This window comes from Flavobacterium flavipallidum, assembly GCF_038289905.1.
Taxonomy (GTDB): domain Bacteria; phylum Bacteroidota; class Bacteroidia; order Flavobacteriales; family Flavobacteriaceae; genus Flavobacterium; species Flavobacterium flavipallidum.
This window is the reverse complement of the sequence record NZ_JBBYHU010000001.1, coordinates 200,821-219,351: the sequence shown is the minus strand read 5'-3', so window position 1 is coordinate 219,351 and position 18,531 is coordinate 200,821. Positions and strand designations below refer to the sequence as shown.

Sequence of the window (18,531 nt, the reverse complement as noted above, 5' to 3'; positions counted from 1 at the left end):
GTACAACAAACTTTATTAATTGATTTATGCGAGCAACTTTTTTATTGTTTTTATGTCTTTGCTCTTTTTCTGTTTTTCCTCAAAAGAAACAGAAAATACAGAATAATTATGATTCAATAGATGAGGTGATGGATAAAATGCCGGCAGATTACAATCAGTCAATGGATGCCATTGCTAAATATATAAGTTACAATTTTCAATCTGAACCAGACCGAATTAGAGCCGTATATTATTGGACTACTAAAACGATTAGTTATGATGTCGATAATATGTTTGAAGTGAAATTTGATGAAAAATTACAAGACCGTATTGCAAGAGCATTTGCAGATAAAAAAGGGGTTTGTTTTGATTATGCGAGTATTTTTAACCAACTCGCAAATTCGGTTGGAGTGAAATCTTTTGTGATTTCGGGGTATACCAAATGGAATAAAGTTAAGGTTGATAATTTAACTCATGCCTGGAATGCCGCCAGAGTGGATAATAAATGGTATTTGTTTGATCCTACTTGGGGATCAGGATTTGTTTTGAATGGAATTTTTACCAGACGTCTTGATGATAAGAATTTTAAAGTAGATCCTGAATTAATGATTAATACTCATATGCCTTTTGACTATTTATGGCAGCTAAAAGATTTTCCTATAACTAATCAGGAATTTATTGAAGGGGTTTATTCTGATGACAAAAAACAAAAATTTGATTTTGTAAATGAAATCGAAAAATTTGAAAACGAACCAAAATTACAACAGCTCTATGTAGTGGCACAAAGAATTGAGAAAGGTGGAATGAAAAACCAACATATTGCTCAAGCATTTGTACATGCCAAAACAGCATGGAGAAATGAAAGTGAACGTGATAAAGGAAAGCAATACAGCGAAATTGTTGAGCAATTTAACAGAGCTAATCAATCATTAAATGATTTTATTCATTATAGAAACAAACAATTTCAGCCTCTGGTTGCTGATGCCGAAATAAAAAGAAAAATTCAGGAACCAAGGGATGGTTTTGTTAAATGTCAGGAAGTACTTTTGGATTTTGAGAAAAGCCTTAGCAGTGAAGCTAATAAAACAAGTATCACAAATCTAAGGGAAGCAATCAGCAAAAGACTGGAAAATGCAGAAATGCATTTGCAATTTGTAAATAATTATTTAGCTAAAGCTGTTCCAGCCAGAAAAATGATGTTTTATAATAAAATAGTAATGAAGCCAAAACAGTAAACTAAACTATTTTTTTCAAACTAATTTGCATCGTTGTACCTTTCCCAATTTCTGAATGTAGTACTTTAATATTGCCCTTGTGATATTCTTTTACAATACGTTTGGTTAACGAAAGTCCCAATCCCCAACCTCTTTTTTTAGTGGTAAATCCCGGTTCAAAGATGGTGTTAAATTGATTTTTTGGGATGCCGCTTCCGGTATCTGTAACATTGATTTTTACACTTTCGGTATTTTCTTCAATGCTAACCGCAATTTTACCTTTCCCTTTCATGGCGTCAATGGCATTTTTGATTAAATTCTCAATTGTCCAGCTGTGGAGCGTTGGGTTTAGTAGAGTGTAAATTTCTGATTTTGGACTTTCAAAAGTAAATTCAATTTGCTTAGAAAACCGTGATTGTAGGTAATTATAGGTTTGAAGTGTGCTTTCTACGATGTCTGTTTTTTCTAAAACAGGTTCAGAACCAATTTTAGAAAAACGTTCTGTGATTGTTTGTAATCGGTTAATGTCTTTTTCGATTTCTAAAGTTGTGGTTGGGTCAATATCTTCCGTTTTTAAGATTTCAACCCAGCCAATTAATGAAGAAAGCGGTGTGCCTATTTGATGGGCGGTTTCCTTAGCCATTCCTGCCCAAAGTTTGTTTTGTGTTCCTATTTTAGTGCTTTGGTAGAAATAGTAAATCAAACCCAAAAACAAGACTAGAATTAATATCAAGGCTATAGGATAATATTTTAATTTATTCAATAAAGCCGAATTTCCATAATACCATTTTTGGAATTTGTTAGGAGCATATTCAATGATGATGGGTTCGTTTTCTTTTTTTAGATTATTCAGGAAAGCATATGCTTCAATTTTATCTTTTATAATAGCTTCGTCAATATTAATGGTATTGATAATGCTGTCGTTTTCGGTAAGAATTACAGGAATCGAAGTGTTGTTTTTAAAAATTTGAAGCGGAAGTTCCACATCGGTATTTTCATCGGCATTGATAAGTGTTTTTTGGGCTTTTGCCAAAAGATTCATTTTGATGCGCTCTTCATTTTTGAAAGTTTGGAAAAAAGTATAGGTATTCCAAAGGATTAAGGAAATGATTAAAAATGAAGTGAAAATGAGAATCCATCGTCCGGTATTCCTTTTATTTGAAAATTGCATAAATGATTTTTTGATGCATAAATATAACGAATTATATGAGGTAATATTTTGATTTTTTTAAGTTTTGTGGACCGTAATTTTAATGAAAAGAATTGAGAACTTAATGAATGATAGTTGATTTAAAAGATTTAAAAATTAAAGAAGAAAATGTAAAACAAACTTCATTGTCAGATAGAAGAAGTTGTTATATTTGTAAATCGAATGTTTTTTTGGAATTTTTTTGTATTCAGTTGATTTTGAGGAATAATATTTCGAATAAATGTTAGTGTTCTGTTGTTAGGAATGCTTTTGAAAAATAATATATATAACAGTTAAAATAACGAAGATGGAAGTTACAGGGAAAATTAAAGTTGTTAATCCAGAGCAACAAGTTAGTGCGTCATTTAGAAAAAGAGAAGTGGTTGTAACAACCGAGGAGCAATATCCACAACATATAATGATTGAATTTACACAAGACAAATGTGATTTGTTGAGTAATTATAATATTGGTGAAGCAGTAAAAGTTTCTATCAATTTAAGAGGTAGAGAATGGGTTAATCCACAAGGAGAAACACGTTATTTTAACAGTATCCAAGGATGGAGAATTGAAAGATTAGCTGCTGAAGCTCCTGCTGCTCCAGCTCCAATGCCTTCGGCTCAGGCTTTTGCACCTGCTACAAACTTAAACGAAGACGAACCAGACGATTTACCATTCTAAGAATTAAATCACTAAGTTTTAAAATTCCAAATTCCAATTAATAAACAGCTAATTGGAATTTGGAATTTCTTTTTTGATTTGAGATTGATTTTTGCCTTTGCCATTGTAGATTTAAACTATGTTTTATTTAACCGAAGAATTGTTTTTTCCGCCCGTTCATTTAGCCCATTCTTCAGGAATTATTGGCCTAGGTGGCGATTTGTCTCCTGAGCGATTGCAATTAGCATATAACAGCGGAATTTTTCCTTGGTTTGAAGAAGGAGAACCCATTACATGGTGGTCGCCAAATCCCAGAATGGTATTGTTTTTAGATGAATTGATAATTTCTAAAAGCATGCGAAACATTCTCAATCGGAAAATCTTCAAAGTAACTTTTAATCAAAATTTCAGAGCGGTAATTTCCAATTGCCAAAACATCAAACGTGAAGGGCAAAACGGAACCTGGATAACCGATGATATGATTGAAGCCTATTGTAAACTTCATCAATTAGGAATTGCTAAATCAGTTGAGGTTTGGCAAGAAGATGAATTAGTTGGCGGTCTCTATGGCGTTGATTTAGGACATATTTTTTGCGGTGAAAGTATGTTTTCTTTGGTTTCAAATGCTTCCAAAGTTGCTTTTATTGCTTTGGTAGAAAAATTAAAAAAAGAAAACTACAAACTCCTAGATTGTCAGGTGTATAATTCTCATCTGGAAAGTTTAGGCTGTCGCGAAATTGAACGCGAAGAGTTTATGAAGATTTTGAAAAAAGGTATTTAACCGCAAAGTAGGCAAAGTTTTTCCGAAAGATTCACAAAGAGAATTTCTATGATTTCTCCAATCTGTCTTCCCAAAAACTAAAAATTCAACTTGGTAAAACTCCAATCTAAAGTTTTATACAAAACCAATTCATTTTTCAAACTTGGCAAACCAATTATTAATTTCAAAGTTTCGTGTGCCATCATCGTTCCAATCATTCCGGGAAGTGTTCCTAAAACCCCGTTAAAACTGCAATTAGGTACATCTTTAGGATTTGGCGGTTCCGGAAATAAATCTCGTAAATTTTTACTGCCCTGATGATTAAAAACCGCTATTTGTCCTTCAAAACCTAAAATACTTCCATAAACTAAAGTTTTTTCCAGTGTTACACAAGTATCATTAACTAAATAGCGCGTACTAAAATTATCGCAACCATCGACCACAATATCAAAATCGGAAATGATTCTGGAAGCATTTTCAACGGTTAGTTTTTCTTCGAAAGCGATAACGGCAATTAATGGATTTAGTTTTTCAATGGTTGTTTTTGCAGTCAAAGCTTTTGATAAACCTATTTGGTCTTCTGTATATAAAATTTGGCGATGCAGATTATGAATTTCTATTTTGTCAAAATCAACTATTCCAATAGTTCCTACACCGGCTGTAGCAATGTATTGCAAGATAGGACAGCCTAATCCACCGGCACCAATTACTAAAACTTTGGCATTTTTTAATTTCGCTTGTCCTTCGTCGCCAATTTCAGGTAAAATCGTTTGACGGTTGTATCTTAAAAAATCTTGTATTACGCTCATCTCTTTAGTTTCAAAGGTTCAGAGTTACAAAGGAGCAAAGTTTTAATTACATCCCAATGGGCTTTGTAATTTTGCAACTTTGTAATCTCAAAAATAATTTTTATCCCAGTCTTTCCAAACGGGTTCATAGCCTTTTTGCTGGATGATATTTGCGATTTCGGCAACTGAACGTTCATCGCTAATTTCAAATTGTTCCAATGATTGTGGGTCAACTACATAACCACCCGGATTTGTCTTGGAACCGGCACTCATGCTTGTGGTGCCAATTGGGATAATATTGTTTCGAAATTTTTCATTCTCACGGGTCGAAATCGAAATTTCTACATCTTCATTCCATAAACGATAAGCACAAATCAATTGGGTCAAATCCTTATCGTCCATGATAAAATTAGGTTCAATAATGCCTTCGGCAGGACGTAATCTTGGGAAAGAAACGGAGTATTTAGTTCTCCAATAGGTTTTTTGCAAATAATCCAAATGCAGTGCATTGAAAAAACTATCGGTGCGCCAATCTTCCAATCCTAATAAAACTCCCATCCCGATTTTATGAATACCGGCTTTACCAATTCGGTCCGGAGTTTCTAAACGGAAATCAAAATTGGATTTTTTTCCTTTAGTATGGTATTGTTTGTAAACCTCCTGATGGTAAGTTTCCTGATAGACTAATACCGAATAAACTCCTGCTTCATGTAATTGCTCGTATTCTTCCTGAGAAAGGGGCTGTACTTCGACAGAAATGATCGAAAAATCGTTTTTGATTTGCTCAATTGCTTTTAGGAAATAGTGGATGTTTACGGTATAATTAGCCTCACCTGTTACTAAAAGCACATGGTCAAATCCCGCAGTTTTTAAAGCTTCGACTTCTAAAGTAATTTCTTCAGGAGTAAGTGTTTTTCTTTTGATTTTATTATCTAAGCTAAAGCCGCAGTAAGTACAAATGTTTTGGCATTCGTTACTTAAATACATTGGAGCATACATTTGTATGGTTTTTCCAAAACGTTTCTTGGTCAATTCATGACATATTTGCGCCATTTGTTCCAAATAGGGTTGGGCGGCTGGAGAAATTAATGTTAAAAAATCATCTATATTTCTTTTGGCTTTCGCCAATGAAGTTTCTACATCTATAGAAGTCGTTTGATAGATTTTATTTTTTACTTCGTCCCAATTGTATTGTTCAAAAACCGATTTGAATGTTTTCATAGTTTTTAACGCTAAGAGCGCAAAGTTTTTCGCAAAGTTTATAAAGCTTTGAAAGCTTAATAAAACACTTAACTTAGCTAACTTAGCGTAAGTCATAGCGTCCTTTGCGGTTAAATAGTTTATTCGTACAAAAATGCTGTCAATGGACTCGAAGCCACTGCCTGTGAATATTGTTGTCCCAGTTTAGCTTCGAATGCTTTTCTTCCAGCGATAACGGCTTCTTTAAAAGCTTCTGCCATCATTTTTGGATTTCCGGCTACGGCAATAGCAGTGTTTACTAAAACGGCATCAGCACCCATTTCCATTGCTTTTGCAGCATCCGAAGGGGCTCCAATTCCTGCATCAATAATCACAGGAACCTTAGATTGTTCGATAATGATTTCCAGAAAATCAATCGTTTTTAATCCTTTGTTACTTCCTATTGGTGAACCCAGAGGCATTACCGCTGCTGTTCCTACATCTTCTAATCTTTTGCATAAAACAGGATCAGCGTGGATGTATGGCAAAACAATGAAGCCTAATTTTGCTAACTCTTCCGTTGCTTTTAAGGTTTCAATTGGGTCGGGAAGTAAGTATCTTGGATCGGGATGGATTTCCAGTTTTAGCCAATTCGTTTCCAAAGCTTCTCTGGCTAATTGTGCCGCAAAAATGCCTTCTTTAGCATTCCTTGCTCCCGAAGTATTGGGCAATAAATTGATTTTTGGATGTTTCAAATGCGACAAAATTGCGTCCGTATCAGTTTCTAAATCGACACGTTTTAAAGCTACTGTTACTAATTCAGATTCTGAGGCCAAAATAGCTTCTTCCATTTGGCTATTCGAACCAAATTTTCCTGTTCCTAAGAACAATCTTGATTCGAAGCTTTTATCGCCTATATTAAACAATGTAGTATCCATATAATTTTTCGTTAAGTTCAGTAATAAGTTGTGCTTTTGTTTGGCTTTCAGTAATTAATCCTGACATAGCGATGCCGTGAATCCCTGTTTTGATGATGGCTTCCACGTCATCCGTTTGAATACCTCCAATAGCGTAAACTGGAGTTTTGATTTGTGCTTGCTGCATTTTATGCATCAGCTCAGCATAGCCTTCTAATCCTAAAATTGGACTTAGTTTTTCTTTGGTTTTTGTAAAACGAAAAGGACCTAGTCCGATATAATCACAACCATCATTGACGTGTTTTTGAATATCTTCGAAGGTGTTGGCTGTACCGCCAATAATTTTGCTGCTTCCCAAAATTTCTCTGGCTTTAGAGATTCTCATATCGCTTAATCCTAAATGGATTCCTTCAGCATCCATTTCCTGAGCTAGAGCGACATTATCGTTGATGATAAAAGTGGCTAAATATTCCTGACATAATATTTTTACGGCTTCCGCCAAAGTAAAAGTGTCTTCGGAAGTAGCATTTTTGAATCGCATTTGAATCCAGTCGCAACCGTGATCCAAAGCTTGATGGATGTTATACAGTTGTTCTTCAACTGTATTTCCTTGTGATATATATTGCAAGCGATTAAACATAGTGATTTCCTAATTGTGTTGTGTTGGATAATAAAAAGTTTTCGGTATAACTTTTGGCATTTTCACAGGCTGGTAATAAATTTTGTCCCAATGCCAGATTAGCGGTTATAGCCGACGATAAAACACAGCCGGAACCGTGTTTTTGAAATATTTCGGTATTCTTTGGCGAAAGCCTGAAAAACTGGCTTTCAGTATATAAATAATCAGTGCCTGTTTCGGTAGGATGATGACCGCCTTTTAAAAAGACAGCCGTATGTTCAGCAAGTTTTTTAGCAATAAAACCGGCTTCTGATTCATTTGGATCCAATTGTAAAATCTCGTTGTAATTAGGCGTAATCAAATCAATTTGTTGGAGTATTTCTATCGAAACAGATTGATTTTTGATGTTTAAAAAACTAAAATCGGTTGTTGATTTTAATACGGTATCCCAAACTATTTTTGTTGTTGGTGAAAGTTTTTTTATCGTAAAAACAATTTCTTTCAGGTATTCTAATGAAGGAACAATTCCGATTTTTACAGTTTTTAGGTTGTATTTTTGAAATAGAACTTCAATGCTTCGCAAAACAAAATCAAGTGTTGTCCATTGCATTTCAAAGAAGTTACTCTCGGTTTGAATGGTATTACCAGTGTTAATAGCAAAACCCTGTACCCGAAGCTGTTCGAAAGTTTTGATATCAGCCAAAACTCCTGCTCCGGCCGAAGGGTCAAAGCCCGCAATACTTAAAACGAAAGGACGATTTGTTGACATGATTTGAAATTTTCTATTGGATTATTGCTGTTCCAAATGGTTCCTAAAAGTGTTACATCATCAAAGCCAAATTGAAAAGCCTGATGAATGTTTTCAGCTTGGATTCCACCTAAGCCGATTAGTTTTGTTTTAAAATGGGTTCTCTTTTTTATTTCAGTTGACCAGTTTACATTGGGTTTATAATTTTCTTTGGAAATACTTTTGAAAACAGGGCTCAAAAAAGCATAATCAATATCCTCAGACAACTCATTGAATTCTTCGATGGAATGTGTAGAAGTAGATACTGTAAAACCTTCAGTTTTTTGAAAGTTATCAGGTCTGTTTGTTGAAGAAAAGTGAATCCGATTTATTCCAAATTCTTTAGCCAAATGATGATAACTGTGTAAAACCAACTGATTTCTATATTCCAATCCAATTGCAGTCACAAAAGTTTTCATTTCCTCTTCAGAAAAGTCAGGCTTTCGAACATGAAATAATTCCATTCCATTTTCAAAAAGAGAATGGATGGTGTTTATTTCATTTGCTACCGCAGTTGGATTGGATATGACTATCATTTGGTAAGTTAGAAGTTAGAAGGTGGGTTTAACTTCCCACTTTTTTAAATATAAATCTCTTTCCCTTGCTCGATAAATTCCTCTGATTTCTCCTGCATTCCTTTTTTAGCTTCTTCCACATCACGAATTTCCTGAGAAATTTTCATAGAGCAGAATTTAGGTCCGCACATTGAGCAGAAGTGGGCAACTTTAGCTCCATCAGCAGGTAAAGTTTCATCGTGAAATTCTCTTGCTGTGTCTGGGTCAAGTGCCAAATTGAATTGATCTTCCCAACGGAATTCGAAACGGGCTTTACTCAAGGCATTGTCGCGGTATTGTGCTCCCGGATGTCCTTTGGCTAAATCGGCAGCGTGAGCGGCAATTTTATAAGTGATAACTCCGTCTTTTACGTCTTTCTTGTTTGGTAAACCAAGATGTTCTTTTGGCGTTACATAACACAACATCGCACAGCCGTACCAACCAATCATCGCAGCTCCAATAGCAGAAGTAATGTGGTCATAACCCGGAGCAATGTCAGTGGTTAATGGACCAAGAGTATAAAATGGCGCCTCTGAACAATGTTCTAATTGCTTGTCCATATTCTCCTTAATCATGTGCATTGGCACGTGACCCGGTCCTTCGATGAAAACTTGTACATCATGTTTCCAGGCAATTTTTGTCAGTTCACCTAGAGTTTCTAATTCGGCAAACTGAGCAGCGTCATTCGCATCGGCAATAGATCCCGGACGTAAACCATCTCCAAGAGAGAAAGCCACATCATATTGTTTCATGATTTCGCAGATTTCTTCAAAATGCGTGTATAAGAAGTTTTCTTTGTGGTGAAACAAACACCATTTGGCCATAATCGAACCACCACGAGAAACAATTCCCGTAACACGATTAGCCGTTAAATGGATGTAACGCAATAAAACTCCGGCGTGGATAGTGAAGTAAGAAACTCCCTGTTCAGCCTGTTCAATTAAAGTATCACGGAAAACTTCCCAAGTTAAATCTTCGGCAATCCCGTTTACTTTTTCCAAAGCCTGGTAAATTGGCACCGTTCCAATTGGCACCGGCGAATTACGGATAATCCATTCTCTGGTTTCATGGATGTTTTTCCCAGTAGATAAGTCCATGATAGTATCAGCTCCCCAACGGCAAGCCCAAACCGCTTTTTCTACTTCTTCTTCGATAGAGGATGTAACGGCGCTGTTTCCAATATTAGCATTGATTTTAACCAAGAAATTACGTCCCACAATCATCGGTTCACTTTCAGGGTGGTTGATGTTGTTAGGGATAATCGCACGACCGGCGGCAACTTCGGAGCGAACAAATTCAGGAGTGATTTTAGATTTTGGAGTGTTTGCACCAAAACTATGTCCGGCATGCTGACATTGCATGGCGGTTTGAGCGGTTTCTAATTGTTCGATACGTTGGTTTTCACGAATGGCAATGTATTCCATTTCAGGAGTGATGATTCCTTTTTTTGCATAATACAATTGAGAAACGTTAGCGCCTTTTTTGGCACGCATGGGTTTGTGTAAATATTCAAAACGAAGGTGGTTTAATTTCTCATCTGCCAAACGTTCTTTTCCATAATCAGATGAGATCTCGGTTAATTCTTCAACGTCATTACGGTCTAAAATCCATTGTTCGCGAATTCTAGGTAAACCTTTTCTAACATCGATTTCGATATTTGGATCCGTATAAGGTCCAGAAGTATCGTAAACTGTTACGGCAGGATTTTTTTCTACTCCACCTTTAGAAAGTTTAGTGTCGGATAATTTGATTTCGCGCATCGCTACTTTTATTGGGTGGATTTCACCATCGATGTAAACCTTAGTCGAATTAGGGAAAGGTTGTCGAGATATTTGTTCTTCGTTTGTCATATTTTTTTAATTGAAAGATTGAAAGATTGAAAGATTGAAAGATTCGAATCATTAAATTCTTAAATCTTTTAATCTTTAAATTGTTTTAACCGCCTTGAGTAGCGGAGATAATTAAAATGTCGTCAGTTTCGGATAGCTGGTGATTGTCCCAATTGGATTTTGGAATCACATTGTTGTTAACAGCTACGGCAATGCCGTTTTGTTTTTGCGGAATTTCAATATCGAGCAAGGCTTGGATGCTAAGAGCATTTGCTTGAAATTGTTTGATTTGATTGTTGATTTTTAGTTCCATTCCTTGATTTTTTAAATAAAAAATACTTTAGGAATGGCTACAAATTGCCCCAAAAAATGGAACTACTGGAAGTCATCTTACTTTTCCCTACGCTAGTATGAACTAGATCAGGTTCAGAGGGTAAAATCTCAGCCTGCTAATGCAGACACCCCTAAAGTGTGCGACAAATGTAAGCAAAAAGTTAGAAAAAGGAAGGTGTAAATTAGAAGTTTAACAATTTTGTGCTGAATACTTCTAAACTGAACACTGATTACTGGGCTCTTGTCCAACAACTTTCTATGTGGTCGTTAACCATTCCAGTAGCCTGCATGTGTGCGTATACTACGGTGGAACCCACGAATTTGAATCCTCGTTTTTTTAAATCTTTACTAATAGCATCCGAGAGTGGAGTGGTGGCAGGAACTTCTCTTAAAGTTTTAGGATTATTATCAATAGGTTTTTCATCAGTAAAAGCCCAAATATATTTGGAGAAACTGCCAAATTCTTCCTGAACTTTCATAAAAGCGATTGCATTAGAAATAGTTGCACGTACTTTTAATTTGTTTCGAATGATACCCGGATTCAATAGTAATTCTTCTATTTTTTCTTCGGAATAATGTACTATTTTTTTATAATCGAAATTATCGAAAGCAACTCTAAAATGTTCTCTTTTGGTCAGAACAGTGTACCAACTCAAGCCCGCCTGAAAGGTTTCAAGAATTAAAAATTCAAATAATTTTGCGTCATCATATACGGGAGTGCCCCATTCTTCATCGTGGTATTTACGGTATAAATCATCTTTTTCGCACCAGGCGCAGCGTGTTTTAGATTCCATAATTATTTGCTGTGAATGTATTTTTCAATTAATGAATGTCCTAAATAGATTAGCGGAGTTAGTAAAATGGCAATAATCAATTTGACAAAATAGCCTGTAAATGCCGAAGCAATATATTGTTCGGTGTTGATTTTTCCGGTCATCCAAAAAGCAATTCCCAATACGATAAAGCTATCAAATAATTGAGAGATAACGGTTGATCCGGTACTTCTTAACCAAATCATATTGTTGCCTGTTTTTCTTTTGAAAAAATGAAAAATACTAACATCTATGAGTTGGGAAACAAGGAAAGCTGTTATACTACCAACGATAATCCACATACTTTGCCCAAAAACGGCATGAAATTGTGCATCTGTAACCAGACCTTCTCCTTTTACTGCAGGAATTTTTAAAGCAACAAACAATAAAACAAAACAGTAAGCAATCAAGCAGGCTGTTATCAGCGAAAGTTTTTTTACTCCTTGTTTGCCAAAGTATTCGTTAATTAAATCAGTAGTTAAAAATACAATTGGCCAAGGCAAAATACCCACACTCATTAAATAAGGGCCCACATAAATAAGTTTTCCACCGATTAGTTCGGCAACAACGGCATTAGTGATGAATATTCCCGCCAGAATTACATACACAAGATCTTTTTTGGATTGAAACATATTTGGGTTTTTGATGCAACCAAATTTAGTTTATTATTTTTAGAATTGATAAATGATTTATTTACCAATAAAAGAAAAAGTTCCGCTTTTATACAAAAGGGAACTTAATCAAAGTCACGGTTAGGGTTTTAGTTTTGCGTTTTTCTTTAAAATTATTCGAGCTGAATATTATCTGGAAAATGACCCAGATGTTGTAGCTTGATTGCTGCTGTTTTTTGAGCGATGGTAATACATTCAAGAGGTTCTTTGCCTTTGAGTTTTCCGTATAAAAATCCGGTCCAAAAAGCATCACCTGCTCCGGTTGTGTCTTTAATATTTTTTACAAAAGGAGCTTCTTTGTGTATCATCCCCAATTGAGAATCCCAGTAAGTTACTCCGTTTTTTCCTTTGGTTAAGCAAATAGCTGAAGCGCCTAAAATTTTAAAATATTCAATGATTTCTTCGTCGCTTTTGATTTGATTAAATAATCGGAAGCAGTCGTCATCGCTTAATTTTACTAGGGGTTTAGTGGCCAAATATGCTGCAATTACTTCAGTGGCTTCGTTTCTATCAGGCCATATTTTTTCGGAAAAATTAAGGTCAATGCTTGTTTGTAATCCTAATTGAAGGGCTTTTTTAGCTTTTTTCAAAATGGTTTCACGAGCCGGATTTTTGCTTAAAGCAAAACAAGTGGTGTGAAAAATTTGAGCTTCTTCGAGTATAGAATCCGGAATTTGCTCTTCAATAATATGATAATCGGCTTGGCGGTAAGCAATAAATTCTGGAGTAGCATTTGATTTCGAAACAAAAATCACCGAAGAGGGATAATCGTTTGTTTTTTTAATCAGACTTGTGTTTACCTGGTTTTTGCTTAGTTTTTCAATCATAAAATGACCTAGTCCATCATTACCACAACTGGCTGCCAGAGTTGTTTTCAATCCTAATTTTGCGCCATAAATAGCAACATTAGTCGGAGAGCCACCCAGAAAGCGGGAGTAGTTTTCTATTTCTGAAATAGGCGTGTTAATTTCATGGCCAATAAAGTCAATGAGCATTTCACCTACACAGATTATGTCGATTGTCTTTTTCATTTTAAATCAATAATTTAAAATTGGCTGTAATTCCTTGATGAACCATAACGGTTGCCGCGGCACTCCAAGTACAAAATGGCACTCCATTTGGTTTTTGGGTTTCGGTATTGAAATTTTCGTAGAAACTAAAATCTTCTTTGGCATTGGCTTCATTAATAGATTTTAGCAGTTCCTGTGCAATGTCATTTTGATTTTTTGAAAGGAGAGCTACTCCATAAAAACCATTCACCATAGGCCAGCTTCCTCCATTGTGAAATTCATTGGGATAATTTCTAAATTCATATTTGAAATTGTTTTTCAATAAACTCCAGTCATCGTCGGTCTCTTTGATAGCAGGCCAAAAAGCCGGAAGTATTTTCAGAGCTGTTTGAGTTCTTGTTTTTTCAGCATGTTGAATTATCTTTTGCTGAAATTCCTCTGATCCTATATTTAATAATAATGCTAAGGAATGCGCAAATGCATCAAATGGCGTTTTGTATCCTGCAGGAGAGAAAGAGCAAGGCATATAGCTATCTAATTGCAATTCGTGATAAGTCCTTTCGTGGTATTTTTCACCGGTAGAACCCGGAATAAAATTCGATTCTATTTGCGCTGTAATTTTTTCAACTTTTATATTTATTTCAGTGTTTTTTGCAAAGTAATTGTAGCTTTTTAGCGCCCAGATGCGAAGCAGTTGGTCGTATAATACATAACCATCCGTAATGTATTCATCGGCCCAGTTTCCTGATAAAGGCACATACATCAATTGTTTGTTGTTGAATTCCCATGCATCCATAAGTGTTAAACATTTTTCGATTTTAGTCTTATGTTTTTCAACAAATGAAGGATCATTTTTGTAAAAAGCATATTGGCAAATCCCGATTATGAACCAGGTGACAGCATCAACTCGTCCTGCTAATCCTCCATAACTTACTTCGGTATTGTCTCCGTTAGTCATTACATTGGAAGGGATTGTACCTATTGGATGTTGATTTCTTGCCAGTGTTTCTAATGTTTTTTCAAAGGTGTCTATCAAATTTTTATCTCCGGAAGCCAATGCTGCCAATCCACAAATCACACCGTCTCTGGCCCAAACTCTTTTGTAATTAGAGATGTTTTGTGCACTTGCCAGAAAACCTTCGTTTGAGGATGCTTTATGAAGTAATTCAATTGCTTTATTATATGTAATGGTGTCAGAATTCATGTTGCTAATGTGTTGTTTTGTGTGCTTTAATAAAAAGTGTGCTTAAAGAACCAAGGATTAGAAGTACTCCCGCAAAACTTATTGCTAGTCGGGGATCATTATTTAAAAAGTTTTTGAGGATGTATCCAAAAGACAGGTTTTGTATAATCATTGGGATAACAATCATCATATTGATAATTCCCATATAAACGCCATATCTTTCTTTAGGAATGGTTGCTACTACAATTAAATAAGGTATTCCCATCATACTTGCCCATGCAACTCCGTAACCAATGATTACTGCAAAAAATAAATATTGGTTTTGGATTTGAGGAAAAAACAAAAAAGAAATGGCACCAAATAGCAAACAAACAAAATGCACCATTTTTGGGCTGTGTTTTTTAGCCAACTTAGCCAGATAAAAAGCTACTGAAAAGGTGACGATAAACCCAAAAGCACCTATTAATCCCATCCATTCTACTGCTTTTTCATAAGCTTCTTTGTTTGCTGGAGTGACATTCCAAACAGATAAGCCGATGCTTTTTGAATTGTTTTGCCAGAAACACATTAATGCATACCATTGGAACAAATACACTAAAAAAAGCTGCCACATTACCTTTGGCATTTCTAATACAGCATGGTAAATATCTACAAACGGACTTAAAAGATTTAAAGGTTCTGATTTGATTTTTTCAATTTCTTCGGTGGTTGGCGGAATTTCGGCTGTTTTTTTCATGCTCCACCAAATGGATGTTATCGAAAGTATGGCTCCCAAGAAAAACGAAGCATAAATCCAGTTAGGTAATTCTCCAGTATAACCTGCGAAAACAATCGGGAAAAGAAATAAAGAAATATAGGATAAAAATTGTCCGAAACCTGTAAAAAAACTCTGTGCCTGAAATCCTATAGGCTGTTGGTCTTCGTTAAGCGTATCGGCGATGAAAGCTCGGTAAGGTTCCATGGCAGTATTATTTCCAACATCTAAAATCCAAAGTAAACCTGCTGCCATCCATAGTGAACTACTGAATGGGAATAGGAATAAGGTGATGCTGCAAATAAGAGCACCGATGAAGAAATAAGGTTTTCTTCGTCCCCATTTAGGATGCCAGGTTTTGTCACTCATAGCACCAATAATCGGTTGGATTAATAATCCAGTTAAGGGTCCTGCTAAATTTAATATAGGAATTTGATCCGGACTGGCATGCAAAAAATCATAAATAGGATTTACGGCACTTTGTTGCAAACCAAAACTATATTGGATGCCAAAAAAGCCAACATTCATATTGATTATTTGCCAAAAGCTGAGTTGAGGTTTAACGAATGCCATAATTGTGTATTTAATTTCTGAAATGTAATTCCTGTACTTTTTTTGGTTATTAAAGTACAGGAATTTCTAACCAACTATTATGAAAAAAATTATTTAGAATTTATAAGCTAAACACATCGACACTGATCTTCCTGTCATCGATCTGGCTCTTACATAATTTAAGCTGTTTTCGGTAATACTTCCTTCTTCTGCTTCAGTAATTGCTAAAGTGTTAAACAAGTTGTTTCCTGAAACATTTAATGATAAACCTTTTGCAATGCCTACTTCTACAAATCCATTTACGATTACAAATCCGTTCATTACTAATTGATTGGAATCTTGAGCGTATGCTTTTGACTGACCGATGAAACTTAAACCTAAAGTGTTTTTGTTATCCATAAATTTGTAAGTAGGGATAAAGCTATACATTAATTTTGGCTGTCTTCTTGGTTGGTTGCCATTGTTGTCTCCAGATGTAATTTCGGCTTTTGTATAAGTCAATGAACCTCTTAAGTTTAAGTTGTCAACAACGTCGTAAGATGATTCTAATTCTAAACCAAGTGATTTGTAGTTATTTTGGATAATACTGTTAGAAGTTGCTTCAAATCCACCTTGTTCGTCTGTTTTCGAATGGAAAGCCGTAGCGTAAAAATAACCTTTGTTGAATTTTTGTTTGTATCCAATTTCAGCTTGTTTCAAGAAATCTAAAGCATTGATTTTGTCTCCATTTAAATAATCAAGACCGCTAAAAAGTATTCTGTCTGCTTTTGCAGAAGCACCACGGCTGTAACGAGCAAAAACCGATTGTCTGTTGTTGATTAGGAAGTTAGCTCCTAAAGTATAAGAGTAATAATCATAATCATAGTTTACAGCTGTTGCATTTGCATTATCTACAGCATAAACATTTTGCTCAGGAAACGAAATGTCACCGTCGTTGTTAATGTCAAAAGTAGTTGATGTTCCACCCGCAAATGATCCAGTTACTTTTCCTTTATCATAACGTAAACCTCCTTCTAAAGATAATTTATCGGTTGCATCGATCGAAACATTCACATAAGGAGCAGAAACGTTGTATTGTGTATCGTAGTTTCTTGCTAAATTCCCCCAAAATGGAGTTCCGTAAGCATATAGTCCGTTCTCTGATAATAAAGCACCGCCAGCATTTTTAACGTTGATTAAACGCGGGTTGTTATCCGATACTTCTTGTAAATAAGAATTCCACAACCAAGACATGGAAATGTTTTGCATTGATTTAAATAATCCTGCTGTAAGGCCTACTTTGTCGAATTTCTTAGTTAATCTTAAATCATTCATGAAGTTACCCATATTGTTTAATTGGGTGTCAAACATGTGGATTCTGGCAACTAATCCGTTTGGATTGTTAAACGCAGCGCCGTTATCTGCATAAACTAATGTTGATCCGGTACCAAATGAACTAGCAATTGTTGCGGCAGTTGCTAACTCAGCAGGAAAAGGAGAAATAAAACCACCTGAATTTGAGGTAAATCGGATATTGTCTGTAATTTTCCAACCTCCTTCCAAGTCAAAATTTGCATTAGCACCTATAGATTTAGAAATAGGATGCATACCATTGGCTACTGCTTCTCTGCGTACATTTCCGTCTGGCCCTAATCCAAGACTATGCGTTAAATAAATTGACTGTAATGCACCTGTAGTAGCGTCGTATCCATTCACACTTTTCCAAGTTGGATTTGCATTAGTTCCTGAAACTGCAACCGGCATTGGCATGTAAGCAGCTGCTCTGTCATTTAAGAATTTAGCATAAACAGTAATCGAACCGTTTTCAAATTCTTTAGTTATATTAAATTTAAATTGTCCACCGTTATTGCTGTTGAAGCCAGTTTTTCTAACACCTTCTCCTGTTCTGTAGAATCCTCCTGCATGAAAATATAATCCTTCACCAATTTTTCCTCCATAGTCTACATCTGTTCTGAAATTCCCATAATCTAATCCAAATGTAGTGCTAATGTTTCCGCCTTCAGTTTTTCCTGTTTTACTGATAAAGTTGATGATACCACCAGGTGAATTAGAAGAAAGAGTAGATGCCGAACCTCCACGAATAGCTTCTACTTTAGCAATATTTCCGTCAAATCTTGTAAAAATATCTGCTGTAGCAAAGGCAATGTCTCCAAATAATAATACCGGAAGACCATCCTCTTGAAGTTGTAAATATTTAGATCCACCAGATGAAATAGGAACCCCACGCACTGAAATATTTGAATTTCCTTCACCTCCTGATGATTCAGATCGGATACCCGGAATGGTTCTGAAGATTTCTGCAGTAGATCTTGGAGCCGATTGATTAATTTGTTCCGTTCCTAATGAGGTAATGGAAACACTCGATTTTATTTTAGCTTTTGGATTTACAACCCCTGTGATTACCACATCTTCTAATACATTTGCATCTTCTTTCATGCTAATGTTTTGAACCGTATTGCCATTAATAATAACATTCATTTCTAATGTTTTGAATCCCATATAGGTGGCAATTATTCCAATAGATCCGTTTTTTAGATTACTGAAAGCGTATTTTCCTTCTGCATCAGTAGCTACTGCCTTCGCAGTGTTCTTAATGGCTATATTTACTCCTGGAAGTGGCGCTCCTGTTGCATCAGTAACAGTACCGGATAAATTAGAATTTTGGGCAAAAGAAATATTGAAGAACAATAATACGATTGCAATTCCAATTCTCTTCAATGATAAATTATCTGTTTTCATGGTT

18 protein-coding genes and 1 riboswitch are annotated in these 18,531 nt (G+C 35.5%); of the genes, 3 read left to right on the top strand and 15 right to left on the bottom strand.

Annotated features, from left to right (window positions below; genetic code table 11):
• Positions 1-26: 26 nt before the first annotated feature.
• Positions 27-1,214, top strand: a complete 1,188-nt coding sequence (locus AAEO59_RS00955) for a transglutaminase domain-containing protein (RefSeq protein ID WP_341698888.1) — start codon at positions 27-29, stop codon at positions 1,212-1,214.
• Position 1,215: 1 nt separating this feature from the next.
• On the opposite strand, the gene AAEO59_RS00950 is transcribed toward AAEO59_RS00955, so the two are convergent.
• Positions 1,216-2,364, bottom strand: coding sequence for a sensor histidine kinase (locus tag AAEO59_RS00950; RefSeq protein ID WP_341698887.1), 1,149 nt, complete (start codon positions 2,362-2,364; stop codon positions 1,216-1,218).
• A 325-nt stretch (positions 2,365-2,689) separates the two neighbouring features.
• On the opposite strand from AAEO59_RS00950, the gene AAEO59_RS00945 reads away from it, so the two are divergent.
• Positions 2,690-3,061 carry a DUF3127 domain-containing protein gene (locus tag AAEO59_RS00945; protein ID WP_066327210.1) on the top strand — a complete coding sequence of 124 codons (372 nt, stop codon included), beginning with the start codon at positions 2,690-2,692 and terminating at the stop codon, positions 3,059-3,061.
• Positions 3,062-3,179: 118 nt separating this feature from the next.
• Positions 3,180-3,821 carry a leucyl/phenylalanyl-tRNA--protein transferase gene (gene aat / locus AAEO59_RS00940; protein WP_341698886.1) on the top strand — a complete coding sequence of 214 codons (642 nt, stop codon included), beginning with the start codon at positions 3,180-3,182 and terminating at the stop codon, positions 3,819-3,821.
• Positions 3,822-3,898: 77 nt separating this feature from the next.
• Here the strand turns inward: aat and AAEO59_RS00935 are convergent, their stop codons facing one another.
• The 14 genes from AAEO59_RS00935 to AAEO59_RS00870 form a co-directional block, all read right to left on the bottom strand.
• Positions 3,899-4,609 carry a HesA/MoeB/ThiF family protein gene (locus AAEO59_RS00935; protein ID WP_341698885.1) on the bottom strand — a complete coding sequence of 237 codons (711 nt, stop codon included), beginning with the start codon at positions 4,607-4,609 and terminating at the stop codon, positions 3,899-3,901.
• A gap of 87 nt (positions 4,610-4,696) precedes the next feature.
• The gene (gene thiH, locus AAEO59_RS00930) at positions 4,697-5,809 is read right to left on the bottom strand and encodes a 2-iminoacetate synthase ThiH (RefSeq protein WP_341698884.1); all 1,113 of its coding nucleotides are present in this window, start codon (positions 5,807-5,809) and stop codon (positions 4,697-4,699) included.
• 119 nt (positions 5,810-5,928) lie between these two features.
• Positions 5,929-6,705: a thiazole synthase gene (locus AAEO59_RS00925; protein ID WP_341698883.1), complete on the bottom strand. Its 777-nt coding sequence runs from the start codon at positions 6,703-6,705 to the stop codon at positions 5,929-5,931.
• Positions 6,686-7,324, bottom strand: coding sequence for a thiamine phosphate synthase (locus AAEO59_RS00920; protein ID WP_341698882.1), 639 nt, complete (start codon positions 7,322-7,324; stop codon positions 6,686-6,688). Before AAEO59_RS00920 ends, AAEO59_RS00925 begins: the two co-directional genes overlap by 20 nt.
• Positions 7,317-8,072, bottom strand: a complete 756-nt coding sequence (locus AAEO59_RS00915; RefSeq protein ID WP_341698881.1) for a hydroxymethylpyrimidine/phosphomethylpyrimidine kinase — start codon at positions 8,070-8,072, stop codon at positions 7,317-7,319. Before AAEO59_RS00915 ends, AAEO59_RS00920 begins: the two co-directional genes overlap by 8 nt.
• Positions 8,045-8,626, bottom strand: a complete 582-nt coding sequence (locus tag AAEO59_RS00910; protein ID WP_341698880.1) for a thiamine phosphate synthase — start codon at positions 8,624-8,626, stop codon at positions 8,045-8,047. The genes AAEO59_RS00915 and AAEO59_RS00910 overlap by 28 nt, the downstream gene beginning before the upstream one ends.
• Positions 8,627-8,670: 44 nt before the next feature.
• Positions 8,671-10,494 (bottom strand): phosphomethylpyrimidine synthase ThiC, encoded by a 1,824-nt coding sequence (thiC, locus tag AAEO59_RS00905; protein WP_341698879.1) that lies wholly within the window; start codon positions 10,492-10,494, stop codon positions 8,671-8,673.
• 85 nt (positions 10,495-10,579) lie between these two features.
• Positions 10,580-10,786 carry a sulfur carrier protein ThiS gene (gene thiS, locus AAEO59_RS00900; RefSeq protein ID WP_066327177.1) on the bottom strand — a complete coding sequence of 69 codons (207 nt, stop codon included), beginning with the start codon at positions 10,784-10,786 and terminating at the stop codon, positions 10,580-10,582.
• Positions 10,787-10,853: 67 nt separating this feature from the next.
• Positions 10,854-10,949, bottom strand: a riboswitch (TPP riboswitch).
• A gap of 87 nt (positions 10,950-11,036) precedes the next feature.
• Positions 11,037-11,600 carry a DNA-3-methyladenine glycosylase I gene (locus tag AAEO59_RS00895; protein ID WP_341698878.1) on the bottom strand — a complete coding sequence of 188 codons (564 nt, stop codon included), beginning with the start codon at positions 11,598-11,600 and terminating at the stop codon, positions 11,037-11,039.
• A gap of 2 nt (positions 11,601-11,602) precedes the next feature.
• Positions 11,603-12,250, bottom strand: a complete 648-nt coding sequence (locus AAEO59_RS00890) for a queuosine precursor transporter (RefSeq protein WP_341698877.1) — start codon at positions 12,248-12,250, stop codon at positions 11,603-11,605.
• Positions 12,251-12,402: 152 nt separating this feature from the next.
• Positions 12,403-13,320 (bottom strand): carbohydrate kinase family protein, encoded by a 918-nt coding sequence (locus tag AAEO59_RS00885; protein WP_341698876.1) that lies wholly within the window; start codon positions 13,318-13,320, stop codon positions 12,403-12,405.
• Position 13,321: 1 nt separating this feature from the next.
• Positions 13,322-14,503 (bottom strand): glycoside hydrolase 100 family protein, encoded by a 1,182-nt coding sequence (locus AAEO59_RS00880; protein ID WP_341698875.1) that lies wholly within the window; start codon positions 14,501-14,503, stop codon positions 13,322-13,324.
• A gap of 4 nt (positions 14,504-14,507) precedes the next feature.
• Complete coding sequence (locus AAEO59_RS00875) at positions 14,508-15,809, bottom strand: MFS transporter (RefSeq protein WP_341698874.1); 1,302 nt, start codon at positions 15,807-15,809, stop codon at positions 14,508-14,510.
• 93 nt (positions 15,810-15,902) lie between these two features.
• Positions 15,903-18,527, bottom strand: coding sequence for a TonB-dependent receptor (locus AAEO59_RS00870; protein WP_341698873.1), 2,625 nt, complete (start codon positions 18,525-18,527; stop codon positions 15,903-15,905).
• Positions 18,528-18,531 lie beyond the last annotated feature (4 nt).

Excerpts from the sequence above, each read along its gene's own strand:
- thiH (WP_341698884.1), bottom strand. The coding sequence starts at position 5,809 with ATGAAAACATTCAAATCGGTTTTTGAACAATACAATTGGGACGAAGTA.
- AAEO59_RS00935 (WP_341698885.1), bottom strand. The coding sequence starts at position 4,609 with ATGAGCGTAATACAAGATTTTTTAAGATACAACCGTCAAACGATTTTA.
- AAEO59_RS00950 (WP_341698887.1), bottom strand. The coding sequence starts at position 2,364 with ATGCAATTTTCAAATAAAAGGAATACCGGACGATGGATTCTCATTTTC.
- thiS (WP_066327177.1), bottom strand. The coding sequence starts at position 10,786 with ATGGAACTAAAAATCAACAATCAAATCAAACAATTTCAAGCAAATGCT.
- AAEO59_RS00890 (WP_341698877.1), bottom strand. The coding sequence starts at position 12,250 with ATGTTTCAATCCAAAAAAGATCTTGTGTATGTAATTCTGGCGGGAATA.
- AAEO59_RS00875 (WP_341698874.1), bottom strand. The coding sequence starts at position 15,809 with ATGGCATTCGTTAAACCTCAACTCAGCTTTTGGCAAATAATCAATATG.
- AAEO59_RS00880 (WP_341698875.1), bottom strand. The coding sequence starts at position 14,503 with ATGAATTCTGACACCATTACATATAATAAAGCAATTGAATTACTTCAT.
- AAEO59_RS00925 (WP_341698883.1), bottom strand. The coding sequence starts at position 6,705 with ATGGATACTACATTGTTTAATATAGGCGATAAAAGCTTCGAATCAAGA.
- AAEO59_RS00955 (WP_341698888.1), top strand. The coding sequence starts at position 27 with ATGCGAGCAACTTTTTTATTGTTTTTATGTCTTTGCTCTTTTTCTGTT.
- aat (WP_341698886.1), top strand. The coding sequence starts at position 3,180 with ATGTTTTATTTAACCGAAGAATTGTTTTTTCCGCCCGTTCATTTAGCC.
- AAEO59_RS00870 (WP_341698873.1), bottom strand. The coding sequence starts at position 18,527 with ATGAAAACAGATAATTTATCATTGAAGAGAATTGGAATTGCAATCGTA.
- AAEO59_RS00885 (WP_341698876.1), bottom strand. The coding sequence starts at position 13,320 with ATGAAAAAGACAATCGACATAATCTGTGTAGGTGAAATGCTCATTGAC.
- AAEO59_RS00920 (WP_341698882.1), bottom strand. The coding sequence starts at position 7,324 with ATGTTTAATCGCTTGCAATATATATCACAAGGAAATACAGTTGAAGAA.
- thiC (WP_341698879.1), bottom strand. The coding sequence starts at position 10,494 with ATGACAAACGAAGAACAAATATCTCGACAACCTTTCCCTAATTCGACT.
- AAEO59_RS00915 (WP_341698881.1), bottom strand. The coding sequence starts at position 8,072 with ATGTCAACAAATCGTCCTTTCGTTTTAAGTATTGCGGGCTTTGACCCT.
- AAEO59_RS00895 (WP_341698878.1), bottom strand. The coding sequence starts at position 11,600 with ATGGAATCTAAAACACGCTGCGCCTGGTGCGAAAAAGATGATTTATAC.
- AAEO59_RS00910 (WP_341698880.1), bottom strand. The coding sequence starts at position 8,626 with ATGATAGTCATATCCAATCCAACTGCGGTAGCAAATGAAATAAACACC.
- AAEO59_RS00945 (WP_066327210.1), top strand. The coding sequence starts at position 2,690 with ATGGAAGTTACAGGGAAAATTAAAGTTGTTAATCCAGAGCAACAAGTT.